General features: G+C 60.6%; 14 protein-coding genes and 2 rRNA genes (1 of these 16 cut by a window edge). 8 read left to right on the top strand and 8 right to left on the bottom strand.

The features are described 5' to 3' along the window. Both ACFWHB_RS20835 and rrf read left to right on the top strand, forming a co-directional pair. Positions 1-1371: ribosomal RNA gene (locus ACFWHB_RS20835) — 23S ribosomal RNA — on the top strand; it begins 1519 nt to the left of the window's first position. A gap of 122 nt (positions 1372-1493) precedes the next feature. Then, positions 1494-1608: ribosomal RNA gene (gene rrf, locus ACFWHB_RS20830) — 5S ribosomal RNA — on the top strand. 99 nt (positions 1609-1707) lie between these two features. Here rrf and ACFWHB_RS20825 read toward each other — a convergent pair. The 3 genes from ACFWHB_RS20825 to ilvY form a co-directional block, all read right to left on the bottom strand. Beyond that, positions 1708-4281, bottom strand: coding sequence for a bifunctional acetate--CoA ligase family protein/GNAT family N-acetyltransferase (locus ACFWHB_RS20825; protein WP_395949177.1), 2574 nt, complete (start codon positions 4279-4281; stop codon positions 1708-1710). A gap of 90 nt (positions 4282-4371) precedes the next feature. Next, a complete protein-coding gene (locus ACFWHB_RS20820) occupies positions 4372-4563 on the bottom strand; it encodes a hypothetical protein (RefSeq protein ID WP_395949176.1) in 192 nt (63 codons plus the stop codon). A 102-nt stretch (positions 4564-4665) separates the two neighbouring features. Next, positions 4666-5559 (bottom strand): HTH-type transcriptional activator IlvY, encoded by an 894-nt coding sequence (ilvY, locus tag ACFWHB_RS20815; protein ID WP_395949175.1) that lies wholly within the window; start codon positions 5557-5559, stop codon positions 4666-4668. Between the two features lie 224 nt (positions 5560-5783). Here ilvY and ilvC point away from each other — a divergent pair, with 224 nt between their 5' ends. Then, complete coding sequence (gene ilvC, locus ACFWHB_RS20810; RefSeq protein ID WP_111913732.1) at positions 5784-7265, top strand: ketol-acid reductoisomerase; 1482 nt, start codon at positions 5784-5786, stop codon at positions 7263-7265. 151 nt (positions 7266-7416) lie between these two features. Here the strand turns inward: ilvC and pgi are convergent, their stop codons facing one another. From pgi to coaBC, 5 genes are all read right to left on the bottom strand, one after another. Continuing rightward, positions 7417-9066: a glucose-6-phosphate isomerase gene (gene pgi / locus ACFWHB_RS20805; protein ID WP_395949174.1), complete on the bottom strand. Its 1650-nt coding sequence runs from the start codon at positions 9064-9066 to the stop codon at positions 7417-7419. A 417-nt stretch (positions 9067-9483) separates the two neighbouring features. Next, positions 9484-10320, bottom strand: coding sequence for a mechanosensitive ion channel domain-containing protein (locus ACFWHB_RS20800; protein WP_106885449.1), 837 nt, complete (start codon positions 10318-10320; stop codon positions 9484-9486). 181 nt (positions 10321-10501) lie between these two features. After that, the gene (slmA, locus tag ACFWHB_RS20795) at positions 10502-11098 is read right to left on the bottom strand and encodes a nucleoid occlusion factor SlmA (protein ID WP_005323760.1); all 597 of its coding nucleotides are present in this window, start codon (positions 11096-11098) and stop codon (positions 10502-10504) included. Between the two features lie 71 nt (positions 11099-11169). Beyond that, positions 11170-11628: a dUTP diphosphatase gene (dut, locus tag ACFWHB_RS20790; protein WP_025328776.1), complete on the bottom strand. Its 459-nt coding sequence runs from the start codon at positions 11626-11628 to the stop codon at positions 11170-11172. A gap of 128 nt (positions 11629-11756) precedes the next feature. Then, positions 11757-12959 (bottom strand): bifunctional phosphopantothenoylcysteine decarboxylase/phosphopantothenate--cysteine ligase CoaBC, encoded by a 1203-nt coding sequence (gene coaBC, locus ACFWHB_RS20785; protein ID WP_395949173.1) that lies wholly within the window; start codon positions 12957-12959, stop codon positions 11757-11759. Between the two features lie 147 nt (positions 12960-13106). On the opposite strand from coaBC, the gene radC reads away from it, so the two are divergent. From radC to mutM, 5 genes are all read left to right on the top strand, one after another. Next, the gene (gene radC, locus ACFWHB_RS20780) at positions 13107-13781 is read left to right on the top strand and encodes a RadC family protein (RefSeq protein ID WP_163156784.1); all 675 of its coding nucleotides are present in this window, start codon (positions 13107-13109) and stop codon (positions 13779-13781) included. Between the two features lie 136 nt (positions 13782-13917). Next, a complete protein-coding gene (gene rpmB / locus ACFWHB_RS20775; RefSeq protein WP_005307492.1) occupies positions 13918-14154 on the top strand; it encodes a 50S ribosomal protein L28 in 237 nt (78 codons plus the stop codon). Between the two features lie 11 nt (positions 14155-14165). Next, positions 14166-14333: a 50S ribosomal protein L33 gene (rpmG, locus tag ACFWHB_RS20770; protein WP_005323752.1), complete on the top strand. Its 168-nt coding sequence runs from the start codon at positions 14166-14168 to the stop codon at positions 14331-14333. Positions 14334-14427: 94 nt separating this feature from the next. After that, positions 14428-14883: a hypothetical protein gene (locus ACFWHB_RS20765; protein WP_395949172.1), complete on the top strand. Its 456-nt coding sequence runs from the start codon at positions 14428-14430 to the stop codon at positions 14881-14883. 27 nt (positions 14884-14910) lie between these two features. After that, positions 14911-15723 (top strand): bifunctional DNA-formamidopyrimidine glycosylase/DNA-(apurinic or apyrimidinic site) lyase, encoded by an 813-nt coding sequence (mutM, locus tag ACFWHB_RS20760; protein WP_163137455.1) that lies wholly within the window; start codon positions 14911-14913, stop codon positions 15721-15723. The last annotated feature ends 174 nt before the right edge of the window (positions 15724-15897 follow it).

Genomic DNA, 15897 nt, shown 5'->3' with positions numbered 1-15897 from the left:
CTACGGTGGTGAAGCCATTGATGCCCTGCTTCCAGGAAAAGCCTCTAAGCTTCAGATTACAAGTCATCGTACCCCAAACCGACACAGGTGGTCGGGTAGAGAATACCAAGGCGCTTGAGAGAACTCGGGTGAAGGAACTAGGCAAAATAGAACCGTAACTTCGGGAGAAGGTTCGCTCTTGACAGTGAAGTCCCTTGCGGATGGAGCAGTTGGGAGTCGCAGTGACCAGATGGCTGGGACTGTTTATCAAAAACACAGCACTCTGCAAACACGAAAGTGGACGTATAGGGTGTGACACCTGCCCGGTGCCGGAAGGTTAATTGATGGGGTTAGCGCAAGCGAAGCTCTTGATCGAAGCCCCGGTAAACGGCGGCCGTAACTATAACGGTCCTAAGGTAGCGAAATTCCTTGTCGGGTAAGTTCCGACCTGCACGAATGGTGTAACCATGGCCATGCTGTCTCCACCCGAGACTCAGTGAAATCGAATTCGCCGTGAAGATGCGGTGTACCCGCGGCTAGACGGAAAGACCCCGTGAACCTTTACTACAGCTTGGCACTGAACATTGAACCTACATGTGTAGGATAGGTGGGAGGCTTTGAAGGCGTGACGCCAGTTGCGCTGGAGCCGTCCTTGAAATACCACCCTTGTATGTTTGATGTTCTAACGCAGGGCCCTGAATCGGGCTCGCGGACAGTGCCTGGTGGGTAGTTTGACTGGGGCGGTCTCCTCCCAAAGAGTAACGGAGGAGCACGAAGGTTGGCTAATCCTGGTCGGACATCAGGAGGTTAGTGCAATGGCATAAGCCAGCTTAACTGCGAGACGGACAGGTCGAGCAGGTACGAAAGTAGGTCATAGTGATCCGGTGGTTCTGAATGGAAGGGCCATCGCTCAACGGATAAAAGGTACTCCGGGGATAACAGGCTGATACCGCCCAAGAGTTCATATCGACGGCGGTGTTTGGCACCTCGATGTCGGCTCATCACATCCTGGGGCTGAAGTCGGTCCCAAGGGTATGGCTGTTCGCCATTTAAAGTGGTACGCGAGCTGGGTTCAGAACGTCGTGAGACAGTTCGGTCCCTATCTGCCGTGGGCGTTGGATGATTGAAGGGAGTTGCTCCTAGTACGAGAGGACCGGAGTGAACGAACCTCTGGTGTTCGGGTTGTCACGCCAGTGGCACTGCCCGGTAGCTAAGTTCGGAATCGATAACCGCTGAAAGCATCTAAGCGGGAAGCGAGCCCTGAGATGAGTCATCCCTGACCCCTTGAGGGTCCTAAAGGGCCGTTGGAGACCACAACGTTGATAGGTGGGGTGTGTAAGCGCGGCGACGTGTTGAGCTAACCCATACTAATTACCCGTGAGGCTTAACCATACAACACCCAAGAAGTGTTCTGGGCCTTGTAGCAAGTGTATGAACTACTAACTAATTCAGTGATAGTGATGAAGCCACGAGCGACATCATTACTCACGTCAGCTTTCTAGATTAAGAATTTGCCTGGCGGCCATAGCGCCGTGGAACCACCTGATCCCATGCCGAACTCAGAAGTGAAACGCGGTAGCGCCGATGGTAGTGTGGCATTCGCCATGCGAGAGTAGGACACTGCCAGGCACCCAACACGAAGAACCCCGCTCATCGAGCGGGGTTTTTTATTGCCTGAAATTCACAGCCTGCATCTATATTCGGTTGATTTATAACCGAATCCCACCTTCATCGGCCCTGATCTGCACAGGGCAGCACCATATTGACTACGCCGTCTTCCAGCTGGATGTCGATCTGGAAACCCAGCCGCTTGGCCAGGTTGATCATGCCGCGATTGCTGGGCATGGTCATGCCCGACAGCTGGCCGATGCCGCGCTCTCTGGCGTAGCGCACTATTTTCTCCATCATCAGCGTGCCAAGCCCCAGCCCTTTCATATCCGATCGCACCAGGATGGCGAATTCCGCGTCAGACTGGTCCGGATTGGAGATGGCGCGCACCACTCCCAGGATCTGCTGGTTGAAGGCGCCTTCCTGTCCGACTGCGACGAAGGCCATCTCCCGGTCATAATCTATCTGGGTCATGCGGGCCAGCTCTTCGTGCCCCAGCTCCCCCACGTCGGCGAAGAAGCGTTTGTATCTGTCCTCATCGGAGACCTTGAGCACGAACTGCTTGTGGGCCGGTTCATCCTCCGGCCGGATCGGGCGCAGCAGGACATGGCTCTGATCCTTGAGCCAGGCACCCTCCTCCAGTTCGGTGGGATAGGGGCGAATGGCCAGTGGCAGCATCTGCCGACCCTCTTCCATCAGCACCAACCTGGCATCCAGGATCACCATCTCTTCACCACAGGCCTGCAGCGGGTGCAGATCCAGCTCCTGGATTTCGGGGAAGGCCAGCAGCAGTTCTGAGAGCTGGCACAAGACCTGGCCGAGGGCATCGATATCGAGTCGTACCGGACTGGCCTGTTCGCGGATCTTGCCGTTCTTGAGGGCACCGATGATCTGGTAGCGAGCGAGAGCCTGGTTGAGCGGTGGCAGGGCCGCGACCATTTCGTGGGGTTCGGCGCCTGACTCCCCGAGCAGGATGACGGGGCCGAACACGGGATCCTGCTGCAAGCGGATCCGCAGCTCCAGCCCCCCGCTGCGGCGCGCCATGCGTTGCACCAGCAAGCCTTCTATTCGGGCCCCCGGATCGTGCTGGCGGACCCGGTCCAGGATGGCATCCGCCGCCTGGGCCACTTCCGCCGAGGTGCGCAGATTCAGCATGACACCGTGCACCTCGGACTTGTGGGCTATGTCAGGTGAGCGCAGCTTCACCGCCACCGGATAGCCTATCTGCTCTGCGGTCAGCGCCGCCTCGATGGCATCGGAAACGATCCAGGTCGACAGGGTGGAGAGGCCGGCCGCCTGCATGATGGGTTGTGCCAGGTGGGTATCCAGTACCCGCTGCTTGCGATCCAGCGCCTGGCGGAGCAACTGCTGGCAACGTTCGACATCTAGCCTGTCCCCTTGCAGGGAGGCGGGGGTTTCCATCAACTGCTTCTGGTTGCGGCGATATTCCACCATGTGCATGAAGGCGGTGACTGCACTCTCCGGGGTGCGGTAAGTGGGGATCCCCGCCTCATTGAACAAGCGGCGACCCTCCTGGGCCGAGTATTCTCCCGCCCAGTTGGTCAGGATATTGAAACGCCTTGCCCTGGGGTGCTGCTTGAGGAAATCGATCAGATTGCTGGCCAGGGTTGCACCGCGGGCGGTAAGGGAGGGGGCGTGGATCAGCAGAATGGCATCGGCCCCGTCTCCTTGCAGCAGATCGTCCAGCGCGGTTCTGTAGGCCTCCACATCGGCATCGCTGCCTATGTCCAGGGGAGGCATGGCCATCTTGCCACCGCGCGCCAGCAGCACGTCTGCGGCCATGTTGGCCAGACCGCGCCCGTTGGAGAGGATGGCGAGTCGCTCCCCCTTGAGGGTCAAGGAGTGGCTCAGGGTTTCGACGGTGGCAAACAGCTCATGGGTATCCCGGACCCGCAGCATGCCGGCCCGGCGGATGGCGGCATCATAAACGTTGTCGAGCCCGTTGGCCGGATCGTGGCGGCCGCTCTTGAGTACCAGAATGGGCTTGTTGCGGGAGGCGGCGCGGGCGGCGGAGAGAAAGTGACGGGCATCGTGCAGCTTGTCCATGTAGATCAGGATGGCGCGGGTTGCCCCGTCGCGGGAGAGCTGATCCAGCAGCTGGCCGAAGTCGATATCGCAGTGATCCCCAAGCGAAACGAAGGCCGAGAAGCCGATCTCCCGCTGCTTGGCCCAGTCGAGGATGGTGGTGCTGACCGCCGCCGACTGGGAGAGGAAGGCCACCTGGCCGGGGGTAGCGGCTATGGGGGAGAAGCTGGCATTGATGCCCTGCCCGGGCAATAGCATGCCCATGCTGTTGGGGCCGAGCAGGCGGATGCCGTATTGCTGGCATAGCTGCCTGAGCCGCTGGCGTTCGTCGCCGGAGAACTGGGCGGCCAGTATGATGGCTGCGCCGGTCCCCTTCTTGCCGAGCTCCTCGATGAGCGGCAGTACCCGCTCGCGCCGGGTGCAGACGATGGCAAGATCCGGAGAGAGGGGGAGGCTATCGATATCGGGATAGGCGAGCACGCCGGCCACGGACCGGCAGTGAGGACTGACCGGCAGTATGGGACCCTTGAACTGGCCCGCGAGCAGATGCCGGATGACTACATGCCCGGCCTTCTGGGGGTCACTGGAAGCACCGATGACGGCAATCGATTGGGGTTTGAAGAGCCGATCCAGGCCGCTTGGTTTCATGGGCACTCCTCATGGCGACCCCCGAGGCGAGGGTGACGTATGGTGCCAGTCTAATACGCTTCAGGCGTTCATTCTGTGACCCATTGCGGATCACGACCGGGCCAGGGCATTGGCACGCAGATAAAATCTCAGCTCACCCTGGATGCGCAGCACAGTGGCCAGGTGCCTGTCCTGCACATAGATCTCCTGCTCCCGATCGAGCGAGGTGCGCTGGACTCCGAGGCTCTGCAGGTACTCTGCAAACAGGATGGCACTCTGGATTTCGACAAGATGCTGGCTCACGGCATGGCTCTTTGTGGTGGATGGGTTTGCCGGCCAGTGTCCCCTCTTCTCCTGGGCTTTCATACTGATACATTTGACACTGATGCTGGGGCCATCCCGGGGTCAGCGCAATCCTCCCTGACCGCGGGCCGTGTCCCAGAAGGCGCGGATCAGCGGTTCTTCCAGCCGCTTCTTGAGCACGGCGATGCCGACATCGAACGGCTTGAGGGCCGGCCTGGGGTCGACGATGCGGACCTTGTCCCCCATGGGGCTGTGATCGATCACGGCGGCAGGCACCAGGCCTACGCCGAAACCGAGGGCGACCATGGCGACTATGCCTTCATTACCGGCGACCTCGGCATAGATGTTGGGGGCTATGCCCTTGTTGCGAAACCACTGATCACAGCGTTTGCGGGCCAGCCCCTGCTCCGAGAGGATGAGTGGCAGCCGCTCCCAGTCGGGTTCGCCCTGCTGGAACCACTGGCTTTGCTGGGGGGCATTGCGGGGGGCGATAAACACCAGCGGCACCTGCTGCAGGCTGGCGAACTCCAGCTTGGCAGAGAGCGCATCCGGTCTGGCGGCGATGGCGAGATCGGCCTCGTCCGCCAGGATCTTGTCCACTGCCAGGGCGGGGTCGCCGGTTTCCAGCTTGATCTCGAGCTGGGGATAGCGGCGACGAAAGCGCTCCAGCACCTCGGGCAGCAGGAAGTAGCTGGCGGTGACCGAGCAGAAGACCCGCAGCCGGCCCTGCAACGGCTCGTCGCTGCGCCTGAGTTCCTGCTTGAGCCGCCGCCATTCCTGCAGCAGGCTGCCACCGAACTCCCGCAGCTTCTCTCCCGCCGGGGTGAGCCGCACGCTGCGGTTGTCCCGCTCGAACAGCACGCAGCCGGTTTCCTGCTCCAGTCGCTGGATGGCGCGGCTCAGGGTGGAGGGGCTGACCGCCATGGCATCGGCGCTCTTGCCAAAGTGGAGGGAGTCGGCGAGGTGGAGAAACAGTTCGAGATTGCGAAGGTCCATCTTTGAATTCCTGCAACGGCGCTTGTGCCGACTATATACCTTCAGGCTGCAAGCCCCCGAGATGCACCGGGCGGGAAAAGCGGCCTGAGATTGCCAAGAGTCACATTTCAATTTATGCAACGTACTGTTTCGAATATATCAGTTCAGGCAATAACTGTCCCGCGCTATAGTGGTTTGGACAACGCCGTTACCCGGCATGGAATCAATCGAACGGAGCAATCACCATGGCTAACTATTTCAACACCTTGAACCTGCGTCAGCAGTTGGCCCAGCTGGGCAAGTGTCGTTTCATGCAGCGCGAAGAGTTCGCTGACGGTTGTGCGGCGCTCAAGGGCAAGAAGGTGGTGATTGTGGGCTGTGGCGCCCAGGGTCTGAACCAGGGCCTGAACATGCGCGACTCCGGGCTGGACATCTCCTACGCCCTGCGCAAGGCCGCCATCACCGAGAAACGTGCCTCCTGGCAGAAGGCCACCGACAACGGCTTCGTCGTCGGTACCTACGAAGATCTGATCCCGACCGCGGATCTGGTACTGAACCTGACTCCGGACAAGCAGCACTCCGACGTAGTGAAAACCGTCATGCCGCTGATGAAGCAGGGTGCCGCCCTGGGTTACTCCCACGGTTTCAACGTGGTGGAAGAGGGTCAGCAGATCCGCGCCGACATCACTGTCGTCATGGTGGCGCCCAAGTGCCCGGGTACCGAGGTGCGTGAAGAGTACAAGCGCGGTTTCGGCGTACCGACCCTGATCGCCGTTCACCCGGAGAACGATCCCCAGGGTGAAGGCATGGCCATCGCCAAGGCGTGGGCTTCTGCCACCGGTGGCGACCGTGCCGGGGTGCTGGAGTCCTCCTTCGTGGCGGAAGTGAAATCCGACCTGATGGGCGAGCAGACCATTCTGTGCGGCATGCTGCAGGCAGGTTCCCTGCTCTGCTACGACAAGCTGGTTGCCGAAGGCACTGACCCGGCCTACGCCGGCAAGCTGATCCAGTTCGGCTGGGAGACCATCACAGAGGCACTGAAGCAGGGCGGTATCAGCCTGATGATGGACCGCCTCTCCAACCCGGCCAAGCTGCGCGCCTTCGAGCTGTCCGAGCAACTGCGCACCTTGATGCGTCCGCTGTTCGAGAAGCACATGGATGACATCATCGCCGGCGAGTTCTCCCGCGGCATGATGGCCGACTGGGCTGAAGACGATGCCAAGCTGTTCGGCTGGCGCGAAGAGACCGGCAAGTCCGCCTTCGAGAATGCCCCGGCCTATGCGGGCAAGATCGCCGAGCAGGAGTACTTCGACAACGGCGTGGTCATGGTGGCCATGGTCAAGGCGGGTGTCGAGCTGGCGTTCGAAACCATGGTGGCATCCGGCATCTATGAAGAGTCCGCCTACTACGAATCCCTGCACGAGCTGCCGCTGATCGCCAACACAGTCGCTCGCAAGCGTCTGTACGAGATGAACGTGGTGATCTCCGACACCGCCGAGTACGGCAACTACCTGTTCGCCAACGCCGCCGTGCCGCTGCTGCGTGAGCACTTTATGCCGACCCTTCAGGCTGGTGATTTGGGCAGTGCCCGTGCCGAGAGCAAGGCGGTGGACAATCTGGCGCTGCTGGCCGCGAACGAAGCGACCCGCAACCACCCGATCGAGCAGATCGGCCAGACCCTGCGCGGCTATATGAAAGACATGAAGCGTATCGCCGTCGGCGGTTGATGCTGGCGATGGAAGGGCGGGGGTGACGATCCCCGTCTTCTGGCTGGCTTGGACACCTGGCCAGATCTCCACAGGATGGCAACGCCGACTCCCGGCAATAAAAAGCCCCGCTCTATGAGCGGGGCTTTTGCATTCAGAAAGACTTGGAAAATCAGGCTTTCCAGGATTTCCAGGTGTTGATCAGACCGTTGGTGGAGCTGTCGTGGCTGGTGACGGCGTCATTGCTGCCCAGCTCCGGCAGTATCTTGTTGGCCAGCTGTTTGCCCAGCTCCACGCCCCACTGGTCGAAGCTGAAGATATTCCAGATTGCGCCCTGTACGAAGATCTTGTGCTCGTACATGGCGATCAGGGCACCCAGGGTTTTCGGGGTCAGGCTCTTGAACAGTATGCTGTTGGTCGGGCGGTTGCCTTCGAACACCTTGAACGGCACCAGATCCTTGACCTGTTCCAGGGTTTTACCAGCAGCCAGGAACTCGGCCTCGACCTGTTCCTTGCTCTTGCCGAAGGCCAGTGCCTCGGTCTGGGCGAAGAAGTTGGCCAGCAGTTTCGGATGGTGGTCACCGATCGGGTTGTGGCTGATGGCGGGCGCCAGGAAGTCACAGGGGATGAGCTTGGTGCCCTGGTGGATCAGCTGGTAGAAGGCGTGCTGGCCGTTGGTGCCCGGCTCACCCCAGATGATGGGACCGGTCTGGTAATCAACCGGCTTGCCGTTGCGATCCACGTATTTGCCGTTGGATTCCATGTTGCCTTGCTGGAAGTAGGCTGGGAAGCGGTGCATGTACTGATCGTAGGGCAGAATGGCTTCGGACTCGGCACCATGGAAGTTGTTGTACCAGAGACCGATCAGCGCCAGCAGCACAGGCACGTTCTGCTCATAGGAGGCAGTGGCGAAGTGCATGTCCATCTCGAAGGCGCCTTGCAGCAGAGCTTCGAAGTTGTCGAAACCGACAGACAGGGCGATGGGCATGCCGATGGCAGACCAGGAGGAGTAGCGGCCGCCAACCCAGTCCCAGAACTCGAACATGTTGTTGGTATCGATACCGAACTCGGCCACGGCCTTGCCGTTGGTAGAGAGCGCAGCGAAGTGCTTGGCAACGTGGGCCTTGTCACCGGCGATCTTGATGAACCAGTCGCGAGCGGTCAGGGCGTTGGTCATGGTCTCCTGAGTGGTGAAGGTCTTGGAGGCCACCAGGAACAGGGTGGTTTCCGGATCGATCTTCTTCAGGGTCTCGGCGATGTGGGTGCCATCGACGTTAGAGACGAAGTGCATCTGCAGGTGGTTTTTGTAGGGACGCAGGGCCTCGGTGATCATCACCGGGCCGAGATCAGAGCCACCGATACCGATGTTGACCACGTGCTGGATCGCCTTGCCGGTGTAGCCCTTCCACTCGCCGGAAATGATTTTCTCGCAGAAGCCCTTCATCTTGGCCAGCACGGCCTTCACTTCCGGCATCACGTCCTTGCCGTCGCACTCTATGGGACGGTCGGAGCGGTTGCGCAGGGCCACGTGCAGGACGGAGCGCCCTTCGGTCATGTTGATCTTGTCGCCGTTGAACATGGCGTCGATGGCGCTGCGCAGATCGGTCTCTTTGGCCAGATCGATGAGCAGCTTGAGCGTCTCCTCAGTGATCAGGTTCTTGGAGTAGTCGACCAGGATGTCGCCTTGATAGGTGAGGGAGAACTTGTTGAAACGCTGGGGATCCTGGGCGAACAGATCTTTCAGCCGGGTCTCTTTGTTCGCTGCAAAGTGGGCTTCCAGTGCCTGCCAGGCCTGGGTCTGGGTTGGATTGATATTTTTCATAGGATTACCGATCTTCCAAGTTGTGTTTGAACCTTGCAGGCAAGGCTCCCGCCAAACCTTATTATTCGAGCACTATACCGGGCCCATTATACCGAGCACATGGTGCGGCCCGTGTAACAGAGCTTTACCAATTGTCTGCATCGAAGGAGTTTACAACCAAAACGCTGCGATTATGAGTCAGCAGGGGCCATGAGATCTTGCGTTGGCTCATGCTTCGCCGGTCTCGTCAGGTTGAAAGGGGTTTCAATGTGGCAGGGGGAGGCGGGGCGCACCAGGTGCCGGAGATTGGATGAAGCGGCCGCCTTTGAACGGGTGTCGGGCAGGGGCCAGACCGTCCTGGCGGTGGCCGGCTTTTTCCCTGCCCCGGAAACGACAATGCCAGCCCGGAGGCTGGCATTGTGGCCATCATGACTAGATTCAGGCCTGGGTCTTCTGCATATGCATGACCATCTGGGGGAAGGGGATCTCGACGCCCTCGGCATCGAAGGCCAGCTTCACCTTCTCGTGGAAGTCGAACCAGACACCCCAGTAATCGCCAGTCTTGACCCAGGGGCGCACCACTATGTTGACCGAGGAGTCGGCCAGGGCGGCGACGGCGATGACGGCTTCCGGATCTTTCAGGATGCGCGGGTCCTCGTTCACCAGTCGCTCCAGTATCTGCTTGGCCTTGCGCAGGTCAGAGCCGTAGCCGATGCCGAAGGTCATGTCGACCCGGCGGGTATCCATGCGCGAGTAGTTGACTATGGTGCCGTTGAGGATGGCGGAGTTCGGTACTACCACCATCTTGTTGTCACCGGAGGTGAGGGTGGTGGTGAACAGCTGGACGGACTGCACCACGCCGTTGGTGCCCGCTACTTCAATAAACTCGCCCGCCTTGATGGGGCGGAAGATGATCAGCAGGAAACCGGCGGCGAAGTTGGAGAGGGACCCCTGCAGCGCCAGACCAATGGCCAGACCGGCGGCACCTATGATGGCGACGAAGGAGGCGGTCTGCACCCCGACCCGGCCCAGGGCCGCTATCACCACGAACACCAGAATGGTGTACTTGAGGATGCTGCCGACGAAGTGGGTGACTGTGGCATCCAGCTTGCGGGTCTGCATCACTCTGACCACACCACCGCTGAGAATATTGGCGGCGATGTAACCGACCAGCAGGGTGAGCAGGGCGGCAGCGATGTTGACCGCGTACTCGATGATCAGCCCCTGGTTGTTGACCAGCCAGGTCTGCGCTTCGGTAATGATCTCGGGTTCCATAGGATGTCCTGTTGGTATAAAGGTTTATGGCGCATGAATCTAACACCGGAACGCGACAACCTGGGTCGCATCTGGTGCTTATTTTGTGCCATAGCAAGCTGCCACAAAAAACAAGGGAGGCCAAGGCCTCCCTTTGTGTTCCAGTCCATCTGCGCCGGCATGCTCGCCGACGATTGCACATTCAACTCTGCAATAGCTGGCTGCGCATAAACTGCCATTGATCTTCGAACCCGGCGGTGGGTTTGAGCTTGAACTCGGAACGGACGAACTGGCTGATCCGTCCCTCGGCATAGGCCAGCAACAGGTTGGCCAGCATGGTCTCATCGAGCTGGAAGCCCTGGCCTTCCCGCAGCCGCTTCTCCCTCAGTGCCTGCTTGAGCTGGGTCTCCAGCTTGTCAAACAGGGCGCTGATGCGATCCCGCAGCCGATCGTGCTCGCCCAGCAGGGCATCGCCGTTGAGGATGCGGGTGATGCCGGGATTGCGCTCGGCGAACACCAGCAGCAGCTGCAGTATATGGTGGCAGCGGGCCATGGTGTCCTTCTCTTCGGCCATGATCAGGTTGACCCGTGACAGCAGGGAATCCTCGATAAAGTCGATCAGCCCCTCGAACATCCGCGCCTTGCTCGGAAAGTGCCGATAGAGGGCCGCCTCGGACACACCCACCTCGGCCGCGAGGCGTGCCGTGGTGATGCGCTGGCCCGGACTGGTTTCCAGCATGTGGGCGAGTGCCTGCAGGATCTGATCGCGCCGACTCTGTTTCTGGTTACTGCTTGCCATGGATTCCCCTAAAAAAAACAATGGCTTGATTCTGTTATTAGACACAGACCCCAGGGGCCTGTGTGGTCTTGTTATTGGCGACCAGAAGAACCAAACCCGCCTTCACCCCGTTCACTCTGATTGAATTCGTCGACCAGCTGGAAGCTGGCCTGCACCACGGGCAGGATCACCAGCTGGGCGATGCGCTCCCCTGGCTGCATGGTGAAGCTGTCGTTGCCGCGATTCCAGACCGAGACCATCAGCTGGCCCTGGTAGTCGGAATCGATGAGGCCGACCAGGTTGCCGAGCACTATGCCGTGCTTATGACCCAGGCCGGAGCGGGGCAAGATGGTGGCGCACAGACCCGGATCCTGAATGTGGATGGCGAGCCCGGTCGGCACTAGCGTGGTGTCGCCCGGTGCCAGCGTGATCGGTGCATCCAGCAGGGCGCGCAGATCCATGCCGGCGGAACCCGGAGTGGCGTAGGCAGGCAGCGGGAAGTCGGTGCCGATGCGGGCATCCAGGATTTTCAGTTCAATTTGTGTCGTCATGAATCGTTTTTCAATTGGATCGCCGGGGGGCGATCGAGTGGTTCAGTGGGCGCCCTTGGGTCGACCAGCATGTTGTCAATGCGATGCCGGTCGCCGTGAGTCCGTCGCCAGTGGCAATGGCCCGGGGCTCAGGGTCGATAGTGGCGTGCAATCAGGGCGACAAGATGACGAGCCAGCGTCAGCTTGTCGGCCAGGGGCAGGGCGGCCTGACCCCCTTGCCAGAAGACGGTCAGGGCGTTGTCATCGGCATTGAAGCCTTGACCCGCGCGGGACACGTCGTTGGCGGCGATCATGTCCAGCCGCTTACGTCGCAGTTTGTCGAGGGCGTATTGTTCCACATCCACGGTTTCGGCGGCAAATCCGACGGTGAAGGGCTTGTTCGGTAGCGCCCCCACGGCGGCTATGATGTCGGGATTCTTGACCAGGGTCAGCGCCATCTGGTCGTTGTCACCTGTCTTCTTGATCTTCTGGCTGGCGACCTGGGCCGGGCGATAGTCCGCCACGGCGGCGCAGCCGATGAAGAGATCGCACTCATGAACCCGGCTCATCACCGCCTGATGCATCTGCTCCGCGCTCTCCACGTCGACCCGCTCAATCCCCTGGGGCGTGGCCAGGGCGACCGGGCCACTCACCAGGGTCACCTCGGCACCCGCCTCGCGGGCGGCGCGGGCGATGGCGTAACCCATCTTGCCGGAGCTGTGGTTGCTGATGTAGCGCACAGGATCCAGCGCCTCGCGGGTCGGCCCGGCGGTGAGCAGCAGTTTGACCCCCGCCAGCAGCGGCTCGGCAGCCAGCTGCTGGCAGCAGCGCTCCACCAGTTCGAGGGGATCCAGCATCCGGCCCGGACCCACGTCACCGCAGGCCTGGCTGCCGGAGTCCGGCCCCCACAGCAGGATGCCGCAGCTGGCCAGGGTATCGAGATTGGCCTGGGTGGCGGCGTTGCGATACATCTGCTGGTTCATGGCCGGGGCCAGCGCCACGGTTGACGGAGTGGCCAGGCAGAGGGTGGTCAGCAGCTCGTCCGCCATGCCGGCGGCCATGCGCGCCATCAGATTGGCGCTGGCGGGGGCGATCAGCACCAGATCCGCCCACTTGGCCAGCTCGATGTGGCCCATGCCCGCCTCGGCGGCCGGGTCTAGCAGGCTGTCGGCGACCGGGTGGCCGGAGACGGCCTGCAGGGTCAGGGGAGTGATGAACTCCTTGGCGGAGCGGGTCATCACCACCCGCACCTCGGCCCCCTGATCTTTCAGGCGACGTACCAGCTCGGCACTCTTGTAGGCGGCGATCCCGCCACTGACACCCAACAGGATGCGTTTATCGGCCAATCTCATCTGCTGCTTCTCTTTCGGCTCACTCTGACTGGTCGGCTAAGATAGCACAGGCGATGGACGACGACAGAGGCTGACATGGGGGAGTTGTGGTCGGGCTCCCGCGATTTTTTGCTATGTTTTCTCTCAATAGCCATGAGGGAGAGACAAATGAGCATCAAGGAGTGGCCGGAAGATGAGCGCCCTCGGGAGAAGCTGTTGCGCCGTGGGGCGGGGGTGCTGTCCGATGCGGAATTGCTGGCGATCTTCCTGCGCACCGGGGTCAGCGGCCTGAGTGCGGTGGATCTTTCCCGCCAGCTGTTGCTGCAGTTCGGATCCTTGCGGGCGCTGCTCGGGGCCGAGCAGCAGGCTTTTTGCGGCGCTCACGGGCTGGGACCGGCCAAATATGCCCAGTTGCAGGCGGTGCTGGAGATGGGCAGACGGCATCTTGCCGAGCAGTTGCAACGGGGGGAGGCCCTCACCTCCCCCCAGCTGACCCGGGAGTATCTGCAGGCTCAACTGCGGGACAGGCCGCGGGAGGTGTTTGCGCTGTTATTGCTCGATAACCAGCACAGAGTGATTCAATTTGTTGAACTTTTCTACGGCACCCTGGATTCGGCGAGCGTCTGGCCCAGGGAAATCGTGCAGATCGCGCTCAAACATAATGCAGCCGCCGTGATTCTGGCGCATAATCACCCGTCCGGCGTAGCCGAGCCCAGTCGGGCCGACCGCCAGATCACGGATCGGATCCTGGCCGCCCTGGCCTTGGTCGATATCAGAGTGCTGGATCACTTGGTGATCGGTGACGGCATCACGGTTTCTTTCGCAGAGCGTGGTTGGTTATGACTGGGCTCTGGCACTGTATTAGTTGATCTTTGATCACGGATGCTGTATAAAATGCCGCCTTCTGTTTGCCCCGCAATCGAAGGCCAGCGGGGCAGATATTTGCTCGAGCAATGAAGTAAGATTTGGAGAGACTGACATGTCTAGAGTATGCCAAGTAACCGGCAAGCGCCCGGCAGTTGGTAACAACCGTTCGCACGCTAACAACGCTACCAAGCGTCGTTTCCTGCCGAACCTGCACACTCACCGTTTTTGGGTTGAGAGTGAAAAACGCTTCGTAAGCCTGCGCGTATCCGCAAAAGGCATGCGTATCATCGACAAGCGCGGCGTTGAAGTGGTTCTGGCTGAACTGCGTGCCAGCGGCGTTAAGGTATAAGGAATTAGATCATGGCTAAAGGTATTCGCGATAAGATTCGCCTGAACTCCAGCGCCGGTACTGGTCACTTCTATACCACTACCAAGAACAAGCGCACCATGCCCGAAAAAATGGAGATCAAGAAATTTGATCCCGTTATTCGTCAGCATGTGATCTACAAGGAAGGCAAAATCAAGTAATTACTTGATGCTGCATTCCCAAAAAACCCGGCTTAGTGCCGGGTTTTTTTATGGGTGAAATTCAGTACACTGCCGCTTCAAAGGGAGGCTTGCCATGTTCAAATTGAGCCGTAAAGGCTGGAATAACGTGATCATAGTGGTGGTGCTGATAGTGATCACCCTGCTGCACCGGCTGGAGCAGGCCCAGCAGGAGAACAGCGCCCAGCGGTCGCGTCCCCTGCTGCCCGAAGCTGCCGTGGTGTTGACCTGGCAGGGGCCGAGCTGGCAGATAGAGCGGATCGGCCAGGGCTGGCGCAGCGGGCCGGATCTGGGGCTCAGCAGCGCCCAGCTGGCCGCCCGCATCGAGACATGGCAAGGCTGGCTGTTGCCCCCGGGTGGGGCCGTGCGCGGCACCCCTGTTACCCTCAAGATATGGGTCGCCGGCCAGAGCGATCCGGTTGAAGTGGGGCTCTATCAGGACGACGGCAAGTTTGCCGCCCTGCTACCCCCCTCGACCTGGCTCAGCCTGAGCCAGGAGCAGTACCGCAACCTGCTGCGTCCCACCCCCTGAACCCTGCCGTGAGCGAGAGGCCTGTCTATGCCTGAATTACCGGAAGTCGAAGTCAGCCGCCAGGGGATCTCTCCCTGGCTCACCGGCATCAAGGTGACCCGTGTGGTGGTAAGGGATGGCCGGCTGCGCTGGCCCGTGCCTGGCGAGATCCAGGAGCTGGTGGATCTCGTTATCCACAGGGTCAGCCGCCGCGCCAAGTACCTGCTGCTGGAGACCGATTTTGGCACCGCCATCCTGCACCTTGGCATGTCCGGCAGCCTGCGGGTGCTGGACATAGGCACCCCGGCCGAGAAGCACGATCACGTGGACATCGAGCTCGCCAACGGCAAGCTGCTGCGGCTCAACGATCCGCGCCGTTTCGGCGCCCTGCTGTGGACTCGTGAACCCGCCGAGGCGCACGCCCTGCTCGCCAAGCTGGGGCCCGAGCCGCTCACCGACGCCTTCAGCGCCGATTATCTGCGGGCGCGGGCCAAGGGGCGCAGCACCGCCATCAAGCAGTTCCTGATGGATAACCAGGTGGTGGTCGGGGTGGGCAACATCTACGCCAACGAGGCGCTCTATGCCGCCGGCATTCACCCCAAGCGGGCGGCGGGCAACATCAGTGGCGAGCGGTTGGGGACCCTGGTGGCCGAGATCAAGCGGGTGCTGGCCGAGGCCATTCGCCAGGGGGGCACCACCCTCAAGGACTTCACCAGTGCTGATGGCAAGCCGGGCTATTTCGTGCAGCAGTTGCAGGTCTATGGCCGGGGTGGCCAGCCCTGTTTTCACTGCCATACCCTGCTGACCGAGGTGAGGATGGGCCAGAGAACCACAGTGTTCTGCTCCCACTGCCAACGCTGAATTGCCGTTTTTTGGGCCATATCCGGCCAAGTTGTAAGAGAGTATTGCCAGTCTGTTGATGCCGCTATCGTCCATGACTACTATCTCGCCAGTTCAGGCTGCGAGGTAATAAAAATGACAGCAGAATCAATAGACTGGGATCATTTATCCCGGCAGGGGCACTATTGCGCCCAA

This window comes from Aeromonas mytilicola subsp. aquatica (assembly GCF_044336385.1).
GTDB classification, from domain to species: domain Bacteria; phylum Pseudomonadota; class Gammaproteobacteria; order Enterobacterales; family Aeromonadaceae; genus Aeromonas; species Aeromonas rivipollensis.
Note: the sequence above shows the minus strand (reverse complement) of the source record. Positions and strands in the feature narration are given on the sequence as shown.